Raw genomic sequence first — 17,682 nt, 5'->3', positions numbered from 1 at the left:
CTCGTACTCGAATTCGGCGCGCCGGGCTTGCAAGGAGTTGGACATGACCATTACCAAAAGACTGCTGTTGACCACCATTCTGGCGCTGCTGGCGATGCTGGCCTTGGGCGTGCAGGGCTTGTGGAAGCAGCAGCAGGCCAATGAGCGCTTCGATTACATGAAGATCAATACCTTTCCCAGCATCCATACCCTGGACGACGCCAAGGAGGCGCTGGCGGATGTGAGGCTGACGCTGGCGCGCAGCGTGGCGCTGTCGGACCCGGCTGCCAGGAAGGCGGAGTTCGCCGCGCTGGCGGATCTGGACAAACGTTTCGACGCGGCATTGGACAAGTACGAGAAAGAGCTGATTTCCAACGATGCCGACCGCAAGCTGCTGCAGGTTGACCGCGACGACATGAAGCTTTACCGCCAGCAGCGCGACAGGTATCTGCAGCTGGTCCAGGACAACAACGTGGCGGCGGCCGACAAGCTGATGACCGGCGACATGGCCAACGAGGCCAAGGCGCTGAACCAGGCGCTGATCGATCATATCGAGTTCAACTACAAGCTGGCCGAGCAACTGAGCCAGGACAACGCCGCGGCGTATCTGGCGGCCTGGTGGCAGTCGACGATACTGGTGGTGCTGGCCGTTCTGGTGTGCGGCTGGCTCAGCGGCCATCTGTTCCTCAATATCCGCAGCAGCCTGGAACAGGTGCTGGACACCATGCAGTCGGTGCGCACTTCCCTGGATTTCCGCCTGCGGGCGCCGGTGAAGCGCATGGACGAGATCGGCAAGATAGGCCATTCGTTCAATGAGCTGATGGGCCGCCTGCAGCAAAGCTTCCAGGAAATCCGCCGCAGCGTGGAAGACATGGAAGGCTCCATCATCCACATGGTGAACTCGTCCGGCGACATCGCGTCCAGCTCGGTGCAGCAGAGCGAGTCCGCTTCGGCGATGGCGGCGGCGGTGGAGCAGGTGACGGTCAGCATCAACCATGTGGCCGATCGCGCCCGGGAGGCCAATCATCAGGCCAAGGAGGCCGGCGAAATCGCCGATCACGGCAGCCGGGTGATGCTGGGCACGGTGGACGGCATCAGCGCGGTGGCGGAGTCGGTGGGCCAGGCGTCGGATCGCATCGGCAAGCTGCGCGAGGACAGCGTCACCATCGCCACCGTGCTGGGCGTGATCAAGGACATCGCGGACCAGACCAATTTGCTGGCGCTGAACGCCGCGATCGAAGCGGCGCGGGCCGGCGAAATGGGGCGCGGCTTCGCGGTGGTGGCGGACGAGGTGCGCAAGCTCGCCGAGCGCACCGCCAGTTCCACCACTGAAATCTCCGCGGTGATAGACAAGATGCAGCAAGGTACCCAGGCCGCGGTGACGGGCATGCAGCAAGTGGTGGAGCGGGTGAACCAAGAAGCGGAGAAGGCGCGCGGCGCCGGGGACACCATCCAGCAGATCAAGACCAACTCGTCGCACAGCATGCTGTTGATCGGCGAGATTTCCGACAGTATCGTGGAGCAAGGCAGCGCCAGCAACACCATCGCCCAGAAAGTGGAGCAGATCGCGCAGATGGCGGAAGCCAATTCCAAGGCGTCGTCCGATTCGGCCGATTCCGCGCGCGAACTGCGCGAGCAAGCCGGCAATATCCAGCGCACGGTGGCGCAGTACAAAGTGTAAACCGAACAATGACAGGGATCGGGGAAGATCCGACAGGGCCGCAAGGCCCTGTTTTCTTTGGGGGGACGTTTTTGCAGGAAAAGCGATAAGCAAGCCAGGATTAATTGCTTAGCCGGGCGCGGCGGGCTTGTTAGATTGGGACGGTATTTCCAACTCGTACCAAGTGGACAAGCCATGGCGAAACCGCGTGCATTTCTCAAACTGATCCTTTCCGCCGCATTGGCCGTTTCAGGCGTCGCCGCGGCGGCGGACGCCGTCACCGTCGGCTACCAGACCGGCATCGACCCCACCAAGGTGCCGCAGGCCGACGGCGCTTACGAGAAGGCTACCGGCAGCCGCATCAACTGGCGCAAGTTCGACAGCGGCGCCGACCTGATCGCGGCGGTGGCTTCCGGCGACGTGGCCATCGGCAATATCGGCTCCAGCCCGCTGGCGGCGGCAGCCAGCCGCGGCCTGCCGATCGAAACCTTCCTGGTGGCCGACGAGATCGGCTCGGCCGAGGCGCTGGTGGCGCGCAAGGGCAGCGGCATCGCCAAGCCGCAGGACCTGATCGGCAAGAAAGTGGCGGTGCCTTTCGTCTCCACCACCCATTACAGCTTGCTGGCCGCGTTGCGCCACTGGGGCGTGGATTCGGCCAAGGTGAACATCCTCAACCTGCGCCCCGGCGAGATCGCGGCGGCCTGGCAGCGCGGCGACATCGACGCCGCTTATGTCTGGGACCCGGCGCTGGGCAAGATCAAGCCCGGCGGCGCGGTGCTGACCAGCTCGGCCGAAGTGGCCAAATGGGGCGCGCCCACCTACGACATCTGGGTGGTGCGCAAGGACTTCGCCGCCGCCCATCCCGAGTTCGTGTCGCGTTTCGCCAAGGTGTCGCTGGACGCCATCGGCGCTTATCTGGCCGATCCGCAGGCCTACATCGCCAACACTGCCAATATCGCCAAGATCAGCCGGCTGACCGGCGCCGCTGCGCCGGACGTGGTGGCCGGGCTGAAGGGCAACCGCTTTCTCGGCCGCGACGATCAGATTGCGCTGCTGCAGTCGCCGTTCGTGGCTGCGGTGGGCAAGACCGCGGCCTTTCTGAAGGCGCAGGGCAAGGTGGAGGCGCTGCAGCCGGACTACGGCCCCTACGTGACCAACCGCTTCGTCAAGGCGGCGAGGTGACCATGGCGGCGCTGATCGCAGACAGGGTGTCGGTTCGCTATCCCGGGCAGGCCCTGCCGGCGCTGGACGGCGTGTCGCTGAACGTGGGGCCGGGCGAACTGGCGGTGGCGCTGGGGCCGTCCGGCTGCGGCAAGACCACCTTGCTCAATCTGTTCGCCGGCTTCCAGTTGCCCGATGCCGGCAGCGTGCGCTTCGGCGGCGCGCCGGTGGCGGGGCCGGGCGCGGACCGCGCGGTGGTGTTCCAGCAGCACGCGCTACTGCCTTGGCTTACCGCGCTCGACAACGTCGCCTTCGGCCTGCGTCTGCGCGGCGTGCCGCGCGCCGAGCGCCGGGAGCTGGCCCAGAGGGCACTGGAGCAGGTGGACCTGGCTGATGCCGGCGTCCGCTATCCCTGGCAGCTGTCCGGCGGGCAGAAGCAGAGGGTAGGCATCGCCCGGGCCTTGGCCGGCCGCGCCGGCGCGCTGCTGATGGACGAGCCATTCGGCGCGCTGGACGCCTTCACCCGCGAGCAGATGCAGGAGCTGCTGCTCAAGGTGTGGGCGGAGTCCGGCAGCAGCGTGTTCCTGATCACCCACGACATCGAGGAGGCGCTGTTCCTCGCCACCGAGCTGGTGCTGATGTCGCCGGGGCCGGGACGCATCGTCAAGACGCTGCGCCCGCCGTTCAGCCGCCGCTGGCGCGCCGGCGACAGCGCGCGGGCGATCAAGTCCGATCCGGAATTCATCGCCTTGAGAGAACAACTGCTGGCCGACGTGTTCGCCCAGCGCCGACAGGAGGCATGGGCATGAGCGGCGTCGAAACCACTGCGGAACAGGAGTTGCTGTCCGTTGCCTCCCGCATCGAGGGCGGCCCGAGGCCGGGACGCGAACCCTCCCGGTTATGGTTGGGCGCGGCCAGCCTGGCGCTGCTGCTGGGCGGCTGGTGGCTGCTGGCGCACAGCGGCTGGGTGCCGGCGCTGTTCCTGCCCGCGCCGGAAGCGGTGCTGGGCAAGCTGTATGTTGTCTCCAGCCAGGGCTTCATGGACGCCACGCTGTGGCAGCACCTTGAGGCCAGCCTGCAGCGCATCGCGCTGGCCTTGATCGCCGCGGTGGCGGTGGGCGTGCCGCTGGGAACGTTGATGGGGCGCAGCTCGCTGGCACAGGGTTTGCTTGATCCGATGCTGGAGGCATATCGTCCGGTGCCGCCGCTCGCTTACCTGCCATTGATTGTGATCTGGTTTGGCATCGGTGAGCTATCCAAGGTGCTGCTGATTTTCCTGGCCATCCTGGCGCCGGTGGTCATCGCCACCCGCCACGGCGTGGCCCAGGTCGGCCGCAACCGGCTGCGCGCGGCGCAGAGCCTGGGCGCCAGCCGCTCGCAGCTGTTGTGGCTGGTGGTGTTGCCCGAGGCGTTGCCGCAGATACTGACCGGCATCCGCATCGGTCTGGGCGCCGGCTGGTCCACGCTGGTGGCGGCGGAGCTGGTGGCGGCCACCAGAGGACTGGGCTTCATGGTGCAGTCGGCTGCGCAGTTTCTGGTCACCGACGTGGTGGTGCTGGGCATCCTGGTGATCGCCGCGGTGGCCTTCGCGCTGGAGCTGGGTTTGCGCGCGTTGCAGCGCCGGCTGGCGCCTTGGCACGGACAAGACGACTGATGGAAAACGATAATAAGGAGAAGACTCTGATGAGTTTGCGATTGACCCGCCTGAGCCCGGCGCTGGGCGCGGTGGTGGAGGGGATAGACCTGGCGCGGCCCTTGGACGACGAGCAGCGCAGGGCGTTGAACGAGGCGCTGCTGCGCCACCAGGTGCTGTTTTTCCGCGGCCAGGACATCACGCCGCTGCAGCAGCGCAATTTCGCGGTGCGCTTCGGCGATCTGCACACCCACCCGATCTACCCGCAGCATCCGGACGCGCGCGAGATCGTGGTGCTGGACACCGATGTGGTGGATTTGCAGGACAACGCGATCTGGCACACCGACGTCACCTTCATCGAAACCCCGCCGCTGGGCGCGGTGCTGGCGGCGCGGCAGTTGCCGGAGCTGGGCGGCGACACGCTGTGGGCCAGCGGCATCGCCGCCTACGAGGCGCTGTCGGCCAGCCTGAAAGCCAGGCTGGAGGGCTTGAGCGCGGTGCATGATTTCGCCAAATCCTTCCCGCTCACGCGCTACGGACTGACCGACGACGATCGCCGCCGCTGGGACGAGACGCGGCGCAAGCATCCCCCCATCAGCCATCCACTGGTGCGCATCCACCCGGAAAGCGGCCGCCGCGCGCTGTTCGTCAGCGAAGGCTTCACCGTCGCAGTCAACGACCTGCCGGAAGCCGAGGGCCAGGCGCTGCTGCAATTCCTGTTCGCCCACCAGTCCAAGCCGGAGTTTTCGATACGCTGGCGCTGGCAGCCGGGCGACGTGGCGTTCTGGGACAACCGCTGCACCATCCATTACGCGGTGGACGACTACCGGCCGGCGCGGCGGGTGATGCACCGGGCGACGATACTGGGCGACCGGCCGTACTAGACGCCGGTCCTGTGCGGCGCCAGCCAGCAAAAAAGGCCATCTCTCGGGATGGCCTTTTTCTTGATGGCGGAGAGGATCAGCCGATCAGCCGCATCTTGAACTGCTTGCCCTTGATCTTGCATTGCGACAGCTTGGCCAGCGCTTGCTCGGCGATGGAGCGCTCCAGCGCCACGAAGCTGGCGAATTCGAAGATATTGATTTTGCCGATCTGGCTGCCCTGAAAACCCGCGTCGCCGGTCAGCGCGCCCAACAGGTCGCCCGGACGCAGCTTTTCGCGTTTGCCGCCGGCGATCTCCAGCGTCACCATCGGCGGCAGCAGCGGGCCGCCGGGGGCCGGGGTCAGCTCTTCCACGTCGGCCCAGGTCAAGTCGGCCTGCTGGTAGTTTTCGATCTGCACCAGGCGCTTGGCCTCGCTGTCGGTGGCCAGGGTCAGCGCCAGGCCGTGCTGTTCGCCGCGGCCGGTGCGGCCGATGCGATGGATGTGCACTTCCGGATCATGGGTGACGTCGACGTTGATCACCACGTCCAGCTCTTTGATGTCCAGGCCGCGCGCCGCCACGTCGGTGGCCACCAGCACGGTGGCGCTCTTGTTGGCGAAGCGCAGCAGGATCTGGTCGCGCTCGCGCTGTTCCAGGTCGCCGTGCAGCGTCAGCGCGTTGAAGCCCTGTTCCTGCAGCTCGCGCACCAGCTCCTTGCAGCGCTCGCGGGTGTTGCAGAAGGCCAGCGCCGAAGTGGGGCGCAGGTGGCGCAGGATGCGGCTGACCGTTTCCAGCCGGGTTTCCGGCTTCACCTTGTAGAACCACTGTTCGATGTGGTCGGCGTTGTGCAGCGACTCCACCTTCACTTCGACCGGGTTTTTCAGGAACTGCGCGCTGGCCTTGCGGATGTCTTCCGGATAAGTAGCCGAGAACAGCAGGGTCTGGCGGGTTTTCGGGCAGGCGCGGACGATGCCGACGATCTCCTCGATGAAGCCCATGTCTATCATGCGGTCCGCCTCGTCCAGCACCAGCGTCTTCACGCCGGCCAGGTTCAGCGTTTCGCGGAACAGGTGGTCTTGCAGCCGGCCCGGCGTGCCCACCACGATGTGGGCGCCGTGCTCCAGCGAGCCGATCTGCGGCCCCATCGGCGTGCCGCCGGTCAGCGTCACCACCTTGATGTTGTCGATGGCGCGCGCCAGGCGGCGGATCTCCTGCGCCACCTGGTCGGCCAGTTCGCGCGTCGGGCACATCACCAGCGCCTGCACGCCGAACCAGCGCGGGTTGAGGCTGGCCAACAGGCCCAAGCCAAACGCAGCCGTCTTGCCGCTGCCGGTCTTGGCCTGGGCGATCAGGTCGCGGCCTTCCAGAATGGCGGGCAGGCTTGCGGCCTGGATGGCGGTCATCTGGTGGTAGCCCAGGCTGTCCAGGTTGGACAACAGCGGGGCGGGCAGGGGCAGGGTGGAAAAAGCGGCTGGTTTCACAATGACTTGGCGCGGTTGGCTAAAGGCTGGGCAGTGTAACAGCAGTGAGGCTCGCGGCCAAATGCCCAGCGCATTTTCAGTTGGAAAAACGCCCGCCAAGCCGGGCGTGGAAGGTTGCCTCTCTCGTTTTATCAGATGGAGCCGGTTTTGTCGGGCGAAATGACGATTCGCCATCTTCGGGATCTTGAGTCCGTTGCGTGGATGATGCCCGCGCCGCGCGCCTTGGCCCAGGTTCGCCGCTAGGTATTGTTAACGGCCCGGAATCACCCAAGCATAACGCTAGCGGTATAATTCTGGGCGGCGATCCAACAGTACATGATTATGCTGGCTAATATGCTTGTCACGACTGGCGCTCAAATCAAGTTGGGCGAAAATGATCTCGTCGGTTTTCCCTGTGCGGCTGGCAAACGCCAATTTGTAGCCATTTGCATCGGTAATCAATGAGCACCCGGCCCAGTCTATTCCTCGTTCATGGCCTGCTCGATCGCACACCGCCACAGGCAAACGATTGAATGCGGCATTGGCCTGCGCCTTGATCACTTCTATCGGCAGCGCTTCACGCTGTTGCTGCTGCACTGGCCAATTGACAGGGACGCACAGTAGATCCGCCCCTTCCAGCGAGGGCAAGAGCACCCACTCCGGCACCTCCAAATCGTAACAAATCATCAAGCCAAGACGCCCTATCGCCGTTTCCACCACAGGGGGAGGCAGGCAACCTAAATCGAAAATCTTTTTCTCGCTATCCCACAGGTGAGCTTTACGGTAGAGAGTTTGGCGTCCGTCTGGCGTCAGCAGCGCCGCGGTGTTATACAATTTGTCGCCATCCGTCTCGCAAAAGCCGGCGACGATGATCAAGTCCAGCTGAATAGCCAGCTCACGCCACTCGCTTACGCAAGGCCCTGTTGCGGATTGCGCAAGACTCCTCGCCTCATCTTGATTGGAAAATGCATAGCCGGTATTAGCCAGTTCCGGTAAGACCGCGACTTGAGCCCCCATGTCAGCCGCCCGCATCAGGATGTCGCGGCTGAGACGCATATTTCCGGAAATATCGCCGAAACTAGGCGCCAGTTGGCAGCACGCCACACCCACAGCGCTGGATACATGGTCTATACGGTATGGCTTTTCAATCATCTCTTCTTTCCATTTTCAACATGGGCTGAATCCCTGGCATATGCAGGGTAGAGAATTTTTCGAAGAACGAGTTCCGCGATCAGGTAGTGACTCACGCCGTGCTCTCGCCTATGCGCGGTCTCATACAGATTCAGCGTTAAAAACCGCGCAAAAGATGCGGATCGAATTCCAATCATTCACACCCGGAAGCGCGACACCGAATCCGTCAAGCGCTGGGCCAGCGCCTCCAGCTCCTCGGCCGCGTCCACGGTCTGGCGGATGTCGGCGTCGTTGGTGCGCGCCATGCCGGCGATGGCGTCGATGTTCTCGTTCACCGTCTGGCTGGTGCGGCGCTGCTGCTCGGTCACTTCCACGATTTGCCTGAGGCCGCTGCGCACCTCGGCCACCGATTGGTTGGCCGCGTCCAGCACGCCGGCCACGCTGTCGGTGGCGTGGCGGCTGGCCTCCAGCGATTGCAGGCCGGCGCTCACCGCCTGGCGCACCGCGTCGGTCTTGTCGTTCAGCGAGCCGGTGACGGCGTCGATCTCGCTGGCGGACTTGGCTGACTTTTCCGCCAGCTTGCGCACTTCGTCGGCCACCACGGCGAAGCCGCGGCCTTGCTCGCCGGCGCGGGCGGCTTCGATCGCCGCGTTCAGCGCCAAGAGATTGGTCTGCTCGGCGATTTCGCGCACCTGCTTGGTCATGTGGGTGATCACCGCGGTGGAGTTGACCAGCTCGCTTTCCGCCTGCGCCATCAGCTGCACCGCGCTTTCCGCCTGGCCTACCTCGCGCTGCAGCCGGTGCAGGCTTTGCCGTCCTTGTTCCGAGCGCTGCAGGCTTTCCTCGGCGCCGTTGCTGACGTGCTCGGCCTTGCCGGCGATCTCGCCGATGTGGGCGGCCAGCTGGTCCACTGCCTCGGCGGCGGCCTGCGACTGGCTGTTCTGGCGATGGGAGCTGGCGGCCAACTGGCCGGCGCCGCCAGACAGGCTGCGCGCGGACTGAGCCACCGCGTCGGCGCTGTCGCTGACCTGGCGCACCAGGCCGGCCACGGTGCCCAGCATCTGGTTGAACAGGCGGGCGGTGACGCCGATTTCATCCCGGCTGCGTTCCGGCAGGCGGCGGGTGAGGTCTCCCTCGCCCTTGGCCAGTTCGGCCAGCCCTGCGGACATTTCCCGTAGCGGGCGGGTGACGAAGCGGCGGATGAACAGGTACACCACCGCCAGCATCGGCAGCGTGGCGAACAGCGCGAACAGGATGCTCTGGGTGCGGAAGGCGTCGACCGCCGCGTATGGCCGTTCCAGGGAAATGCGCATGCTGACCACGCCCAGCGGCGTCTTGTCCGCCACCTGGTGGCAAGCCAGACAGTTCTTGCCCAGGTAGTTGGCGGAGGCCAGCGCCGGGTAGACCACGCGCAGGTGTTCGCCCAATTGCGGGGTGGACTCTATCTGGATGTGCGGCTTGCCGTCGCGCAGCGCGGCGCGTTCGGTTTCGTCGCCCGGCCGGGCCTTGTCGCCGGCGCTGCCGGGGCCGAACTGCTTGCTGACCGCGTCGCCGCGTATCACGCGCAGGTCGCGCACCGCCGACAGCTCGCGGATCTGGTCCAGGAACACGTCGCGCTGGCCGACAGTGCCGGTGATCATCATGCCGGTGAGGCCGGCCAGCGTCATTTCGTTCATGCTGTGGGCCAGGTCTTTGGCCTGCTCCACGGCGATCTGGCGGCTGGCCTGGGTTTCCCAGGCGATCAGCCCGCCCCAGGCCAGCACCAGACAGGTCCAGATCGCGCCGGTCAGGCGCAGCCAGATGGGCCAATCGGAAAATTTTCTCATCGCGTTTCGGGGGGGCGGGCCCCGTCTCCTGTGTGTGGCGTCGTTATTGTCGGCCGGATTGCGGACAGTCCCGGCTATGCCGTATGGATTCTGATGGAGAACGGGAACCGGACTTCTGGTCTGGATCAAACATTGCCGGGAAAACGCTTGCGCTTGGGTTGGCGGCCGATTTCTGCAACAATCGCGCCCTTGCCGCCACGGCTATGGTGAAAACGGGACAGGAATACAAGGAATGGGCATGAATGACAGCACAAGGCGCGGCGTCGCCATCATAGGCGGCGGCCCGGCGGGCCTGATGGCGGCGGAGGTGCTGGCGGCGCGCGGCTATGCGGTGGACGTGTACGACGCGATGCCGTCGGTGGGCCGCAAATTCCTGCTGGCCGGCATCGGCGGCCTCAACCTCACCCATTCCGAAGCCTATCCGGCCTTTGTCGGGCGTTACGGCGACCGCGCGGAGCAGATCGAACCGCTGCTGAAGGATTTCGATGCCGACGCGCTGCGCGCCTGGGTGCATGGCCTGGGAGTGGAAACCTTCGTCGGCAGCTCCGGCCGGGTGTTTCCCAAGGAAATGAAGGCCGCGCCGCTGCTGCGCGCCTGGCTCAGCCGGCTGCGCGAGGCCGGCGCGCGCATTCACGTGCGCCATCGCTGGCTGGGCTGGAACGCCGATGGCAGCCTGAAGTTCGACACGCCGGACGGCGAACTGGCGGTGCGCGCCGACGCGACGCTGCTGGCGCTGGGCGGGGGCAGCTGGAAGAAGCTGGGCTCGGATGGCCGCTGGATGCCGTGGCTGGAGGAAAAGGGCGTGGCCACCGCGCCGCTGCTGCCGTCCAATTGCGGCTTCGACGCCGAGTGGAGCGATTTCTTCGCCGACAAGTTCGCCGGCGAGCCGCTGAAGTCCGTCGGCCTGGCTTTTCAGGGCGGAGACGGCCGCGAATTCAAGCGCGTCGGCGAATGCGTGATCACCAAGAGCGGCATAGAAGGCAGCCTGATCTACGCCTGCTCGGCGCTGCTGCGCGACGAGATCGCCCGCGCCGGCGCCGCCACCTGCCATCTGGACTTGATCCCGGCCTGGGACGAGGCGCGGGTGCTGGCCGAGGTGTCGCATCCGCGCGGCTCGCGCTCCTTGTCCAGCCATCTGCAAAGCCGGCTGAACCTGAAGGGCGCGCGCGCCGGCATCCTGCGCGAGTGCGTGGACAAGGACAGCTTCCAGAACCCGGCGGCGCTGGCGGCCGCGATCAAGCGTTTGCCCGTGACCGTGACCGCGGCGCGGCCCATCGACGAGGCGATCAGCACCGCCGGTGGCGTCAGCTTCTCCGCGCTGGACGAGAGGCAAATGCTGGCCGCGCTGCCCGGCGTGTTCTGCGCCGGCGAGATGCTGGACTGGGAAGCGCCGACCGGCGGCTATTTGTTGACTGCCTGCTTCGCCAGCGGCCGCGCGGCCGGGCAGGGCGTCGCCGACTGGCTGGAACGGCAGGCATCAAAATAGTTTTACTTGAGGACGGCAAGCAGGCCTGACAGAATACCCGGATCGCATTTTATTCGCCCATCCCGGGCGCGATCCGCAACCTGTTTTTCTTGCTTGCCATGAGTGAAAAAAGCAATCCCTGCCAATCCTGCGGCGCGTGCTGCGCCAGTTTCCGCGTTTCTTTCTACTGGGCCGAGGCCGATGACGGCGGCGGCCCGGTTCCCGGCCATCTCACCGAAAAACTCAACGACTGGAGCCGCTGCATGCGCGGAACCTGGTCCGCCAGCCCGCGCTGCGTCGCCTTGCAGGGCGAGGTGGGCGGCAGCGTCGGCTGCGGCGTCTATCCGCTGCGGCCCAGTCCCTGCCGCGAAGTGGAGGCCGGCTCGGCGCAATGCCTGAAGGCGCGCGCCATCCACGGCCTGCCGGCGCTGTGGGAGGCGCCGGCGGGGGCCAACGAGGCCGAGCCGCTGCTGGCCGGCTAGGCCAGGCTCCGGTCGAAAAAGGCTTTCAGCCTGGCGGCGGCCGCCGCCACGCAAGGTTCGCGGTCGTACAGGTCGAAGTGCGAGGCCCAGGCGATCAGACACAGCTCCTTCGGCTCGGCGGCGGCGGCGATGGCCCGTTCGCTGAAGTAGCGGGTGTCGGCGTCGGCGCCGGCTATCATCAGCAGCGGCCGCGGGGCGAGCATGTCGATGCGGGAGAAGGCGTCGAAACCGGCCAGCGCGTCCAGCCCGGATACCACGAAGCGGTTTTCCGCGTTGGGATGATGGCCGCGCGGCGTGCGGTAGTAGTCGTAGGCCTCGCGCAGCAGGCGCTGCGGCTGCTCGGCCGCCGCCAGCGCCGTTTCCGCCAGCGCGTCGCGGGTGGCGGCGGCTTCGCCGCGGTCCTGGGCGGTGCGGTCTTCCGCCGCGGCGGCGAGCAGGCTCTGCAGCTGTTCGGGCGAGCGGCTGCCGTTCAGCCCGTCGCGCAGCAGGCTGCCCTGGCAGATCGAGTTGACGGTGGCCACGGCCTGGATGCGCGGGTCGGTGCGGGCGGTGAACGCCGCGTAGCCGCCGCCGGCGGCGATGCCCAGCGCGCCGATGCGCTCGGGATCGACATCGGGCAGGTTGGACAGGTAGCTGACCGCCGATTTGATCCCCTCGGCCCGCGAATGGGGCGTTTCCAGATGGCGCGGCAGGCCTTCGCTCTCGCCCTGGTAGGCGGTGTCGAACGCCAGCGCGAGGTAGCCGTCCTGCGCCAGCCGCTCGGCGTAGCGCCCGGCCACCTGCTCCTTGACGCCGGTGAACGGGTGGCTGACCACGATGGCCGGGTAGCGCTTCTCCGGCTGGCAGTCGGCGGGGCGGTACAGATGGCCGACCAGCTCCAGGTCTTCGCTGAGAAAAATCACTTCCTGTTTCATATTGTCGTTCTGTTCGATTGCGGGATTCAACGCGGCGTCTGCTCCCAGCCGCCGCCCAGCGCCAGGAACAGGCTGACCTGATCCAGCGCCAGTTGCGCGTCCGACGCGGCCAGCGCCGATTCATTGCCTGCCAGCGCCCGGTCGGCGTCCAGGCTGGCCAGATAGGGCGTGCGCCCCGCCGCGTACAGGCGGCGGTTGTCCTGCGCGGCGGCGCGGGCGTTGTCGCGCGCCGAGCGCAGGTCGGCGTTGCGCTCCAGGTCCTTGGCGTAGAAGGTCAGCGCGGTTTCCGTCTCGCGCAGCGCGTTCAGCACCACGCCGTCGAAATGGGCGAGCGCGGCGTCGGCGTCCGCTTCGGCCGCTTTCACCCGGGCGCGGGCGCCGCTGTCCGGGATGGTCCAGCTGATCAGCGGCCCCAGGCTCCAGCGCCGGGTGCGGTCTTCGCCCACGTGTTCCAGCAGGCCGGTGACGCCGGCCGACGCGCCCAGGCTGACGCTGGGGTAGAGCTGGGCGGTGGCCACGCCGATGCGCGCGGTGGCGGCGGCGAGTTTGCGCTCGGCCTCGCGAACGTCAGGGCGACGCTTGAGCAGCGCCGCGCCATCGCCGACCGGCAGCGGCTGCTTCAGCCTCGGCAGTTCGGAGCAGGCGGCGGCGGGCAACTCGGCCGGCGCCTTGCCCAGCAGCGCCGCCAGGCGGAAGCGGGCGGCGTCCTGCTCTGCTTGCAAGCGGGGCAGCGCGGCGCGCTGGATGTCGGCCTGGGCCTGGGCGCGCTCCACGTCGGTGGCGCGGCCGCGGCCGGCGGACTGCATCCGCTTGGCCACCGCCACGCCGCGGTTCTGCAGGTCCAGTTCGTGTCTGGCCACCGCCAGCTGGTGTCCGGCGGCGCAGCCCTGGACATAGGCGCGCACGGTTTCCGCCGCCACCGTGGTCCGCGCCAGGTCCATCGCCGCCTCGGTGGCCTGGGTGCCGGCGCGGGCGGCTTCCTCGGCGCGGGCGAGCTTGCCGAACAGGTCGATTTCGTAGCCTATCTTCAGCCCGCCGTCGCCGACATTGGCCACCGGCAGCTTTTTCTCGATCAAATACGCCTCGCCGGAATCTTGCGCGCGCTGGACGGTGGCGGACACGCTGGCGTGGGGATCGCGCTCGGCATTGACCGAGGCTTCCACCGCCAGCGCCTTGCGCAGGTTGGCGGCGGCCGCGCGCAGATCGGCGTTGGCGCTCAGCGCTTCCGCCACCAGGCTGTCCAGCCTGGCGTCGTCATACAGCCGCCACCAGCTGGCGGGGACCGGCTGCTGGGCGAAGGCCGCATTGTCGGCCGACTGGAAGGCGGCGTTGGCGGCGGGCTTGCCCAGCGCGGCCTGCGAAGGCAGGTGGTAGTCCGGGCCGACGGCGGCGCAGCCGGCCAGCGCGCCGGTCAAGGCCAGCGCGGTCAGCTTCAGCGCGGCTTTCATGAACGGCCTCCCTGGCGCACCGACACGGTGGCGGTGCGGCCGGCGATCAGCCGGAAATTGGCCGGCACTTCGTCCAGCGCGATGCGCACCGGAATGCGCTGCGCCAGCCGCACCCAGTTGAAGGTGGGGTTGACGTTGGGCAGCAGCGAGGTGCCGTTGCTGCGGTCTCGGCTTTCGATGCCGGCGGCGATGCTCTGCACGTGGCCGCGCAGCTTGCGCGATTCGCCCATGATCTGGATGTCCACCGGCTGGTTCAATTCCACGCCGCCCAGCTTGGTTTCCTCGAAATAGCCGTCTACGTGGAAGGAATGGGAGTCGACGACGGACAATACCGCGTGGCCGCTGGCGGCGTAATCGCCGGCGCGCGGCGTGCGGTCGCTCAGATAGCCGTCCACCGGGCTTTTCACCACGGTGCGCTCCAGGTTCAGCCGGGCCAGGCCGGCGGCGGCCTCGGCGGCGGCCAGCGTGGCTTCGCCCAGCTGCACCTTGGCGTCGCCTTCCTCGCGGGCTTCGGCGGCCACCAGGTCGGTCAGCGAATGGTTGCGCGCGGCCTCGCGGCGGGCCTGGGCCAGCGTGGCGCGCTGCGCGGCGAGAGCGGCTTCGGCCTGGCGCAGCGCCAGTTCGTAATGCGCGCGGTCCACCACGAACAGCACCTGGCCCTTCTTGACCAGCTGGTTGTCCGAGACTTTCACTTCGGTGATCAGCCCGGACACGTCGGGCGCCACCTGCACCACGTCGGCGGCGATATGGCCATCGCGCGTCCATGGCGCGTCGGTGTAGTAAATCCAGATATGCCGCACCACCACGATGGCGACGGCGACGGTGGCCAGGGTCAGCAGCACGGACCCGGCTTTGCGAATGCGGTTGTTCATGATGTCACCTGTGAAACAGCGCGATCGTGCCGCCCAGCACGATCACGTAAAGCGCGAAATTGAAGAGGGAGCGGTGCCACACCACGCGGTACAGGCCCAGGCGGGCCAGCGCGCGGCGCAGCAAGCTGCTGGCGGCGAAGGCGATCACCATCATCACCAGCAGGCTGGGGAAGTACACCCCGTAGAAATTGACTTCGCCTATCATGGCTGGGCTCCTGGAACGGTCGACGCCGGCTGGCAGCCTTCGGCATCGGGGAACAGCGACACGCGCATCTCCACCAGCGCGTTGCGCGCCTCGCGCGCGGCCGGCGCCGGGTCGGCCAGGGTGAGGACGATGGCCGCGTCCAGCCGGCCCAATAGCGCATCCGGCGCGTCGAGATAGCGGTCGGCGTCGGCGCAGGCGCGGAAGTGTTCGCTGACGCCCTGCAACGCGGCGTCCACCGCCTGGTGGGCGGCGCCGGCCAGGCGGTGCTCGTCGCGCTGAAGGTCCAGCGCGCTGAAGCCCACCCGCAGCTCGCGGAAGCCGGCGGACGGATCCGCGCCGTCGGCGGCAAGGCGCGGCGCCAGCAGCGACAGGCGGTCCAGCATCAGCGCCGTCAGCCGCGCGTAGTCGCCGCCGTGGCGGCCGGCGGCGTTATGCGCCAGGTCGCGCCAGTTGGAGCGGATCAGGCGGCGCAGCGTCAGCTCGGCGCCGAAGGGGCGGGTGGTCAGCGTCCAGATCAGCGCGAACAGGATGCCGGCCGCGCCGGCCAGATTGCTGTTCAGGAAGGACTGGAAGTCGGCGTTGTAGCTTTGCTGCAGGCCGATCAGGTTGGCGGTGAACACCACCAGCAGCATCGCCACCGGCCCGAAGCGCGGCTGGTTCATCAGCGCGCCGCCCAACAGGAAGGGCGGGGCCAGGCATAGCGCCAGCATCTCGAACTCGTGCACCGCCGGCAGCACGGCGAACAGCAGCAGGCCGGCCAGCATGGTGCAGATGGTGTTGACGATGAACAGCGTGCGCAGCATCGGCGCGGGCTCGTCCATCGAGCCGAACAGGCAGCAGGCCACCGTGCCCAGGATCACCGCGTTGGCGCCGTCCTGCCAGCCCAGCGCGATCCAGGCCAGGCAGCCCAGGAAGATGCCGAGCGCGGCGGTGCCGGCGGCGAAGCCGAGCAGGCCGTAATCGTAGTGGCGGGCCTTCACGCCCACTTCCCAGCGGCGGTAGGCGGGCTTCCAGTCCCACAGCGGCAGTCCCCGCGCGATCAGCGCGCGCAGCGTCAGGCAGTCCTGCCACAGGTTGGCCAGCGATTTCAGCCGCATCCGCACCGTGCCTTCCAGCAAAGACGGCCAGCCGCCGTCGGGCGGCGGCGCGTCCAGCTGGCGGCGCAGCGCGCGCGCCTGGCTCAGGAACCAAGGATTGTCGGCTGGGGAGCTTAGCCAATTGGAGGTGTCCTCCATCAACTGGAGCAAGTCCGCGGACACGCCGCCGGGCGTCTTGCGCAGTGCCGCCAGCAACTCGGACAGCGACGACAGCAGCGGCGGCAGCATGCTCATCCGCGCGCGCAGCTCGCCCGCGGTGCGCTCGGCGTTGCGGCTGGTGGCGTCGTAGGAGAGGTGGGTAAGCAGTTGGTCGAAGGCCAGCAGGTCGGCAGCCAGCCGGTTGCGGCCTGTCGATGGCGGTTGGGGATCGCTGCCCAGCGTATCCGTTGCCCAGGCGGCGGCGTCCTTGAGCCAGCCGTCCACGCGGGGGCTCAGCACCGCTGACACGCGGGTGGGCAGCACCAGCGCCGCCGCCACGCTGGCGCAGACGATGCCGAGGACGATTTCCTCGCTGCGGGCAACGGCGATGTCGAACACGTTCTCCGGCGCGTACACCGCCGACAGCGCGATCAGCGGCATGGTGTAGGCCGGCAGCCGCAGCAGGTAATGGCGCGGCGTGTGGTCCAGCATCGACAGGTAGAGCAGGGAGCCGGACCACAGCGCCACCACCAGGCTCAGCAATACCGGCTGGTTGGCCAGCGGCGGCACCACGCACACCGAGGCGGCCGCGCCGAGCAAGGTGCCGAACACGCGGTACACCGCCTTGGAGCGGGTGGCGCCGATCAGCGGGTGGGACACGATGTAGACGGTGCCCATCGCCCAGCTGGGGCGCGGCAGGCCCAGCGCCAGCGCGATGTACAGCGCCAGCATCGCGGCGGCGAAGGTGCGGGCCGAGAACAGCCAGTCGCGTTTAGCGGGCAGCGCGATCATGGCGGGTATCCAGCATGGGGTCGTTGGGCGGCCGGGTTTGCGCCGCCTGCTCCAGCACGTGGAACACCCGCAGCGCGGCCTCCAGGTCGGCCTGGCTGAGCGGTGCCAGCACGCGCGAGCGCAGCGCCACCAGCTCTGTCTCTATCTTGCGGGTGACTTCGCGGCCGGCGTCGGTGAACCACAGCGTTTTCACCCGGCGGTCATGCAGGCCCTGCTCCCGACGCAACAGGCCGGCCTGGCTCAACTGGTCTACGATGCGAACCAGGGACGCGGGCTCCATGCCCAGCTCTTCGGCCAGCGCGCTGTGGCTGACGCCTTCGCCCAGCCGTCCGATGAACAGCAGAGCGGAGCCGCCGGATACCGAGATGCCGTGAACCGTCAGCGCTTCCTGCGCGATATGCCGCCACAGCACGCTCATGGGGCGCAGGCTGCTGGTCAGCCTCAGGCGTAACAGATCGATGTTTTCCATGGGTGTTTGCCGGCCGGCAGGCCGGATGGGGATAGTCTTGATGTAAATGGATTGTAGCGGCTATTTTATTAATTAGCAAACTAACTAA

General features: G+C 67.3%; 16 protein-coding genes. 7 read left to right on the top strand and 9 right to left on the bottom strand.

All coding sequences use genetic code 11. The features are described from left to right. Positions 1-43: 43 nt before the first annotated feature. The 5 genes from ACY3GB_RS04325 (at position 44) to tauD (ending at position 5,317) form a co-directional block, all read left to right on the top strand. The gene (locus ACY3GB_RS04325; protein WP_463087660.1) at positions 44-1,660 is read left to right on the top strand and encodes a methyl-accepting chemotaxis protein; all 1,617 of its coding nucleotides are present in this window, start codon (positions 44-46) and stop codon (positions 1,658-1,660) included. A gap of 174 nt (positions 1,661-1,834) precedes the next feature. After that, positions 1,835-2,821 carry a taurine ABC transporter substrate-binding protein gene (gene tauA, locus ACY3GB_RS04320; RefSeq protein WP_463087659.1) on the top strand — a complete coding sequence of 329 codons (987 nt, stop codon included), beginning with the start codon at positions 1,835-1,837 and terminating at the stop codon, positions 2,819-2,821. Positions 2,822-2,823: 2 nt separating this feature from the next. Then, complete coding sequence (gene tauB, locus ACY3GB_RS04315; RefSeq protein WP_463087658.1) at positions 2,824-3,609, top strand: taurine ABC transporter ATP-binding subunit; 786 nt, start codon at positions 2,824-2,826, stop codon at positions 3,607-3,609. Beyond that, positions 3,606-4,454, top strand: coding sequence for a taurine ABC transporter permease TauC (tauC, locus tag ACY3GB_RS04310; RefSeq protein ID WP_463087657.1), 849 nt, complete (start codon positions 3,606-3,608; stop codon positions 4,452-4,454). The genes tauB and tauC overlap by 4 nt, the downstream gene beginning before the upstream one ends. Before the next feature lie 29 nt (positions 4,455-4,483). Next, complete coding sequence (gene tauD, locus ACY3GB_RS04305) at positions 4,484-5,317, top strand: taurine dioxygenase (protein WP_463087656.1); 834 nt, start codon at positions 4,484-4,486, stop codon at positions 5,315-5,317. A gap of 76 nt (positions 5,318-5,393) precedes the next feature. On the opposite strand, the gene dbpA is transcribed toward tauD, so the two are convergent. The 3 genes from dbpA to ACY3GB_RS04290 form a co-directional block, all read right to left on the bottom strand. Beyond that, positions 5,394-6,776: an ATP-dependent RNA helicase DbpA gene (gene dbpA / locus ACY3GB_RS04300; RefSeq protein WP_463087655.1), complete on the bottom strand. Its 1,383-nt coding sequence runs from the start codon at positions 6,774-6,776 to the stop codon at positions 5,394-5,396. Between the two features lie 279 nt (positions 6,777-7,055). After that, positions 7,056-7,907: a nitrilase-related carbon-nitrogen hydrolase gene (locus ACY3GB_RS04295; RefSeq protein WP_463087654.1), complete on the bottom strand. Its 852-nt coding sequence runs from the start codon at positions 7,905-7,907 to the stop codon at positions 7,056-7,058. Positions 7,908-8,083: 176 nt separating this feature from the next. After that, positions 8,084-9,712: a methyl-accepting chemotaxis protein gene (locus ACY3GB_RS04290; RefSeq protein WP_463087653.1), complete on the bottom strand. Its 1,629-nt coding sequence runs from the start codon at positions 9,710-9,712 to the stop codon at positions 8,084-8,086. A gap of 238 nt (positions 9,713-9,950) precedes the next feature. Between ACY3GB_RS04290 and ACY3GB_RS04285 the strand changes: the two genes are divergently transcribed. Next, positions 9,951-11,198 (top strand): TIGR03862 family flavoprotein, encoded by a 1,248-nt coding sequence (locus ACY3GB_RS04285; protein WP_463087652.1) that lies wholly within the window; start codon positions 9,951-9,953, stop codon positions 11,196-11,198. Between the two features lie 98 nt (positions 11,199-11,296). Next, positions 11,297-11,659, top strand: coding sequence for a YkgJ family cysteine cluster protein (locus tag ACY3GB_RS04280; protein ID WP_463087651.1), 363 nt, complete (start codon positions 11,297-11,299; stop codon positions 11,657-11,659). Here the strand turns inward: ACY3GB_RS04280 and ACY3GB_RS04275 are convergent. Genes ACY3GB_RS04275 through ACY3GB_RS04250 form a run of 6 tightly spaced genes read right to left on the bottom strand, consistent with a single transcriptional unit; the run spans position 11,656 to position 17,594 of the window. Next, a complete protein-coding gene (locus ACY3GB_RS04275) occupies positions 11,656-12,603 on the bottom strand; it encodes an alpha/beta hydrolase (RefSeq protein WP_463087650.1) in 948 nt (315 codons plus the stop codon). The two genes, ACY3GB_RS04280 and ACY3GB_RS04275, sit on opposite strands and share 4 nt — an antisense overlap. Next, positions 12,600-14,021, bottom strand: a complete 1,422-nt coding sequence (locus ACY3GB_RS04270) for an efflux transporter outer membrane subunit (protein WP_463087649.1) — start codon at positions 14,019-14,021, stop codon at positions 12,600-12,602. Before ACY3GB_RS04270 ends, ACY3GB_RS04275 begins: the two co-directional genes overlap by 4 nt. After that, positions 14,018-14,893, bottom strand: coding sequence for an efflux RND transporter periplasmic adaptor subunit (locus tag ACY3GB_RS04265; protein WP_463087648.1), 876 nt, complete (start codon positions 14,891-14,893; stop codon positions 14,018-14,020). The genes ACY3GB_RS04270 and ACY3GB_RS04265 overlap by 4 nt, the downstream gene beginning before the upstream one ends. Positions 14,894-14,897: 4 nt before the next feature. Continuing rightward, positions 14,898-15,098, bottom strand: a complete 201-nt coding sequence (locus ACY3GB_RS04260) for a DUF1656 domain-containing protein (protein ID WP_104947428.1) — start codon at positions 15,096-15,098, stop codon at positions 14,898-14,900. Then, positions 15,095-17,125: an FUSC family protein gene (locus ACY3GB_RS04255; RefSeq protein ID WP_463087647.1), complete on the bottom strand. Its 2,031-nt coding sequence runs from the start codon at positions 17,123-17,125 to the stop codon at positions 15,095-15,097. The genes ACY3GB_RS04260 and ACY3GB_RS04255 overlap by 4 nt, the downstream gene beginning before the upstream one ends. Then, the gene (locus tag ACY3GB_RS04250; protein ID WP_463087646.1) at positions 17,106-17,594 is read right to left on the bottom strand and encodes a MarR family winged helix-turn-helix transcriptional regulator; all 489 of its coding nucleotides are present in this window, start codon (positions 17,592-17,594) and stop codon (positions 17,106-17,108) included. Before ACY3GB_RS04250 ends, ACY3GB_RS04255 begins: the two co-directional genes overlap by 20 nt. Positions 17,595-17,682 lie beyond the last annotated feature (88 nt).

This window comes from Chromobacterium sp. Ag138 (genome assembly GCF_055181315.1).
Note: the sequence above shows the minus strand (reverse complement) of the source record. Positions and strands in the feature narration are given on the sequence as shown.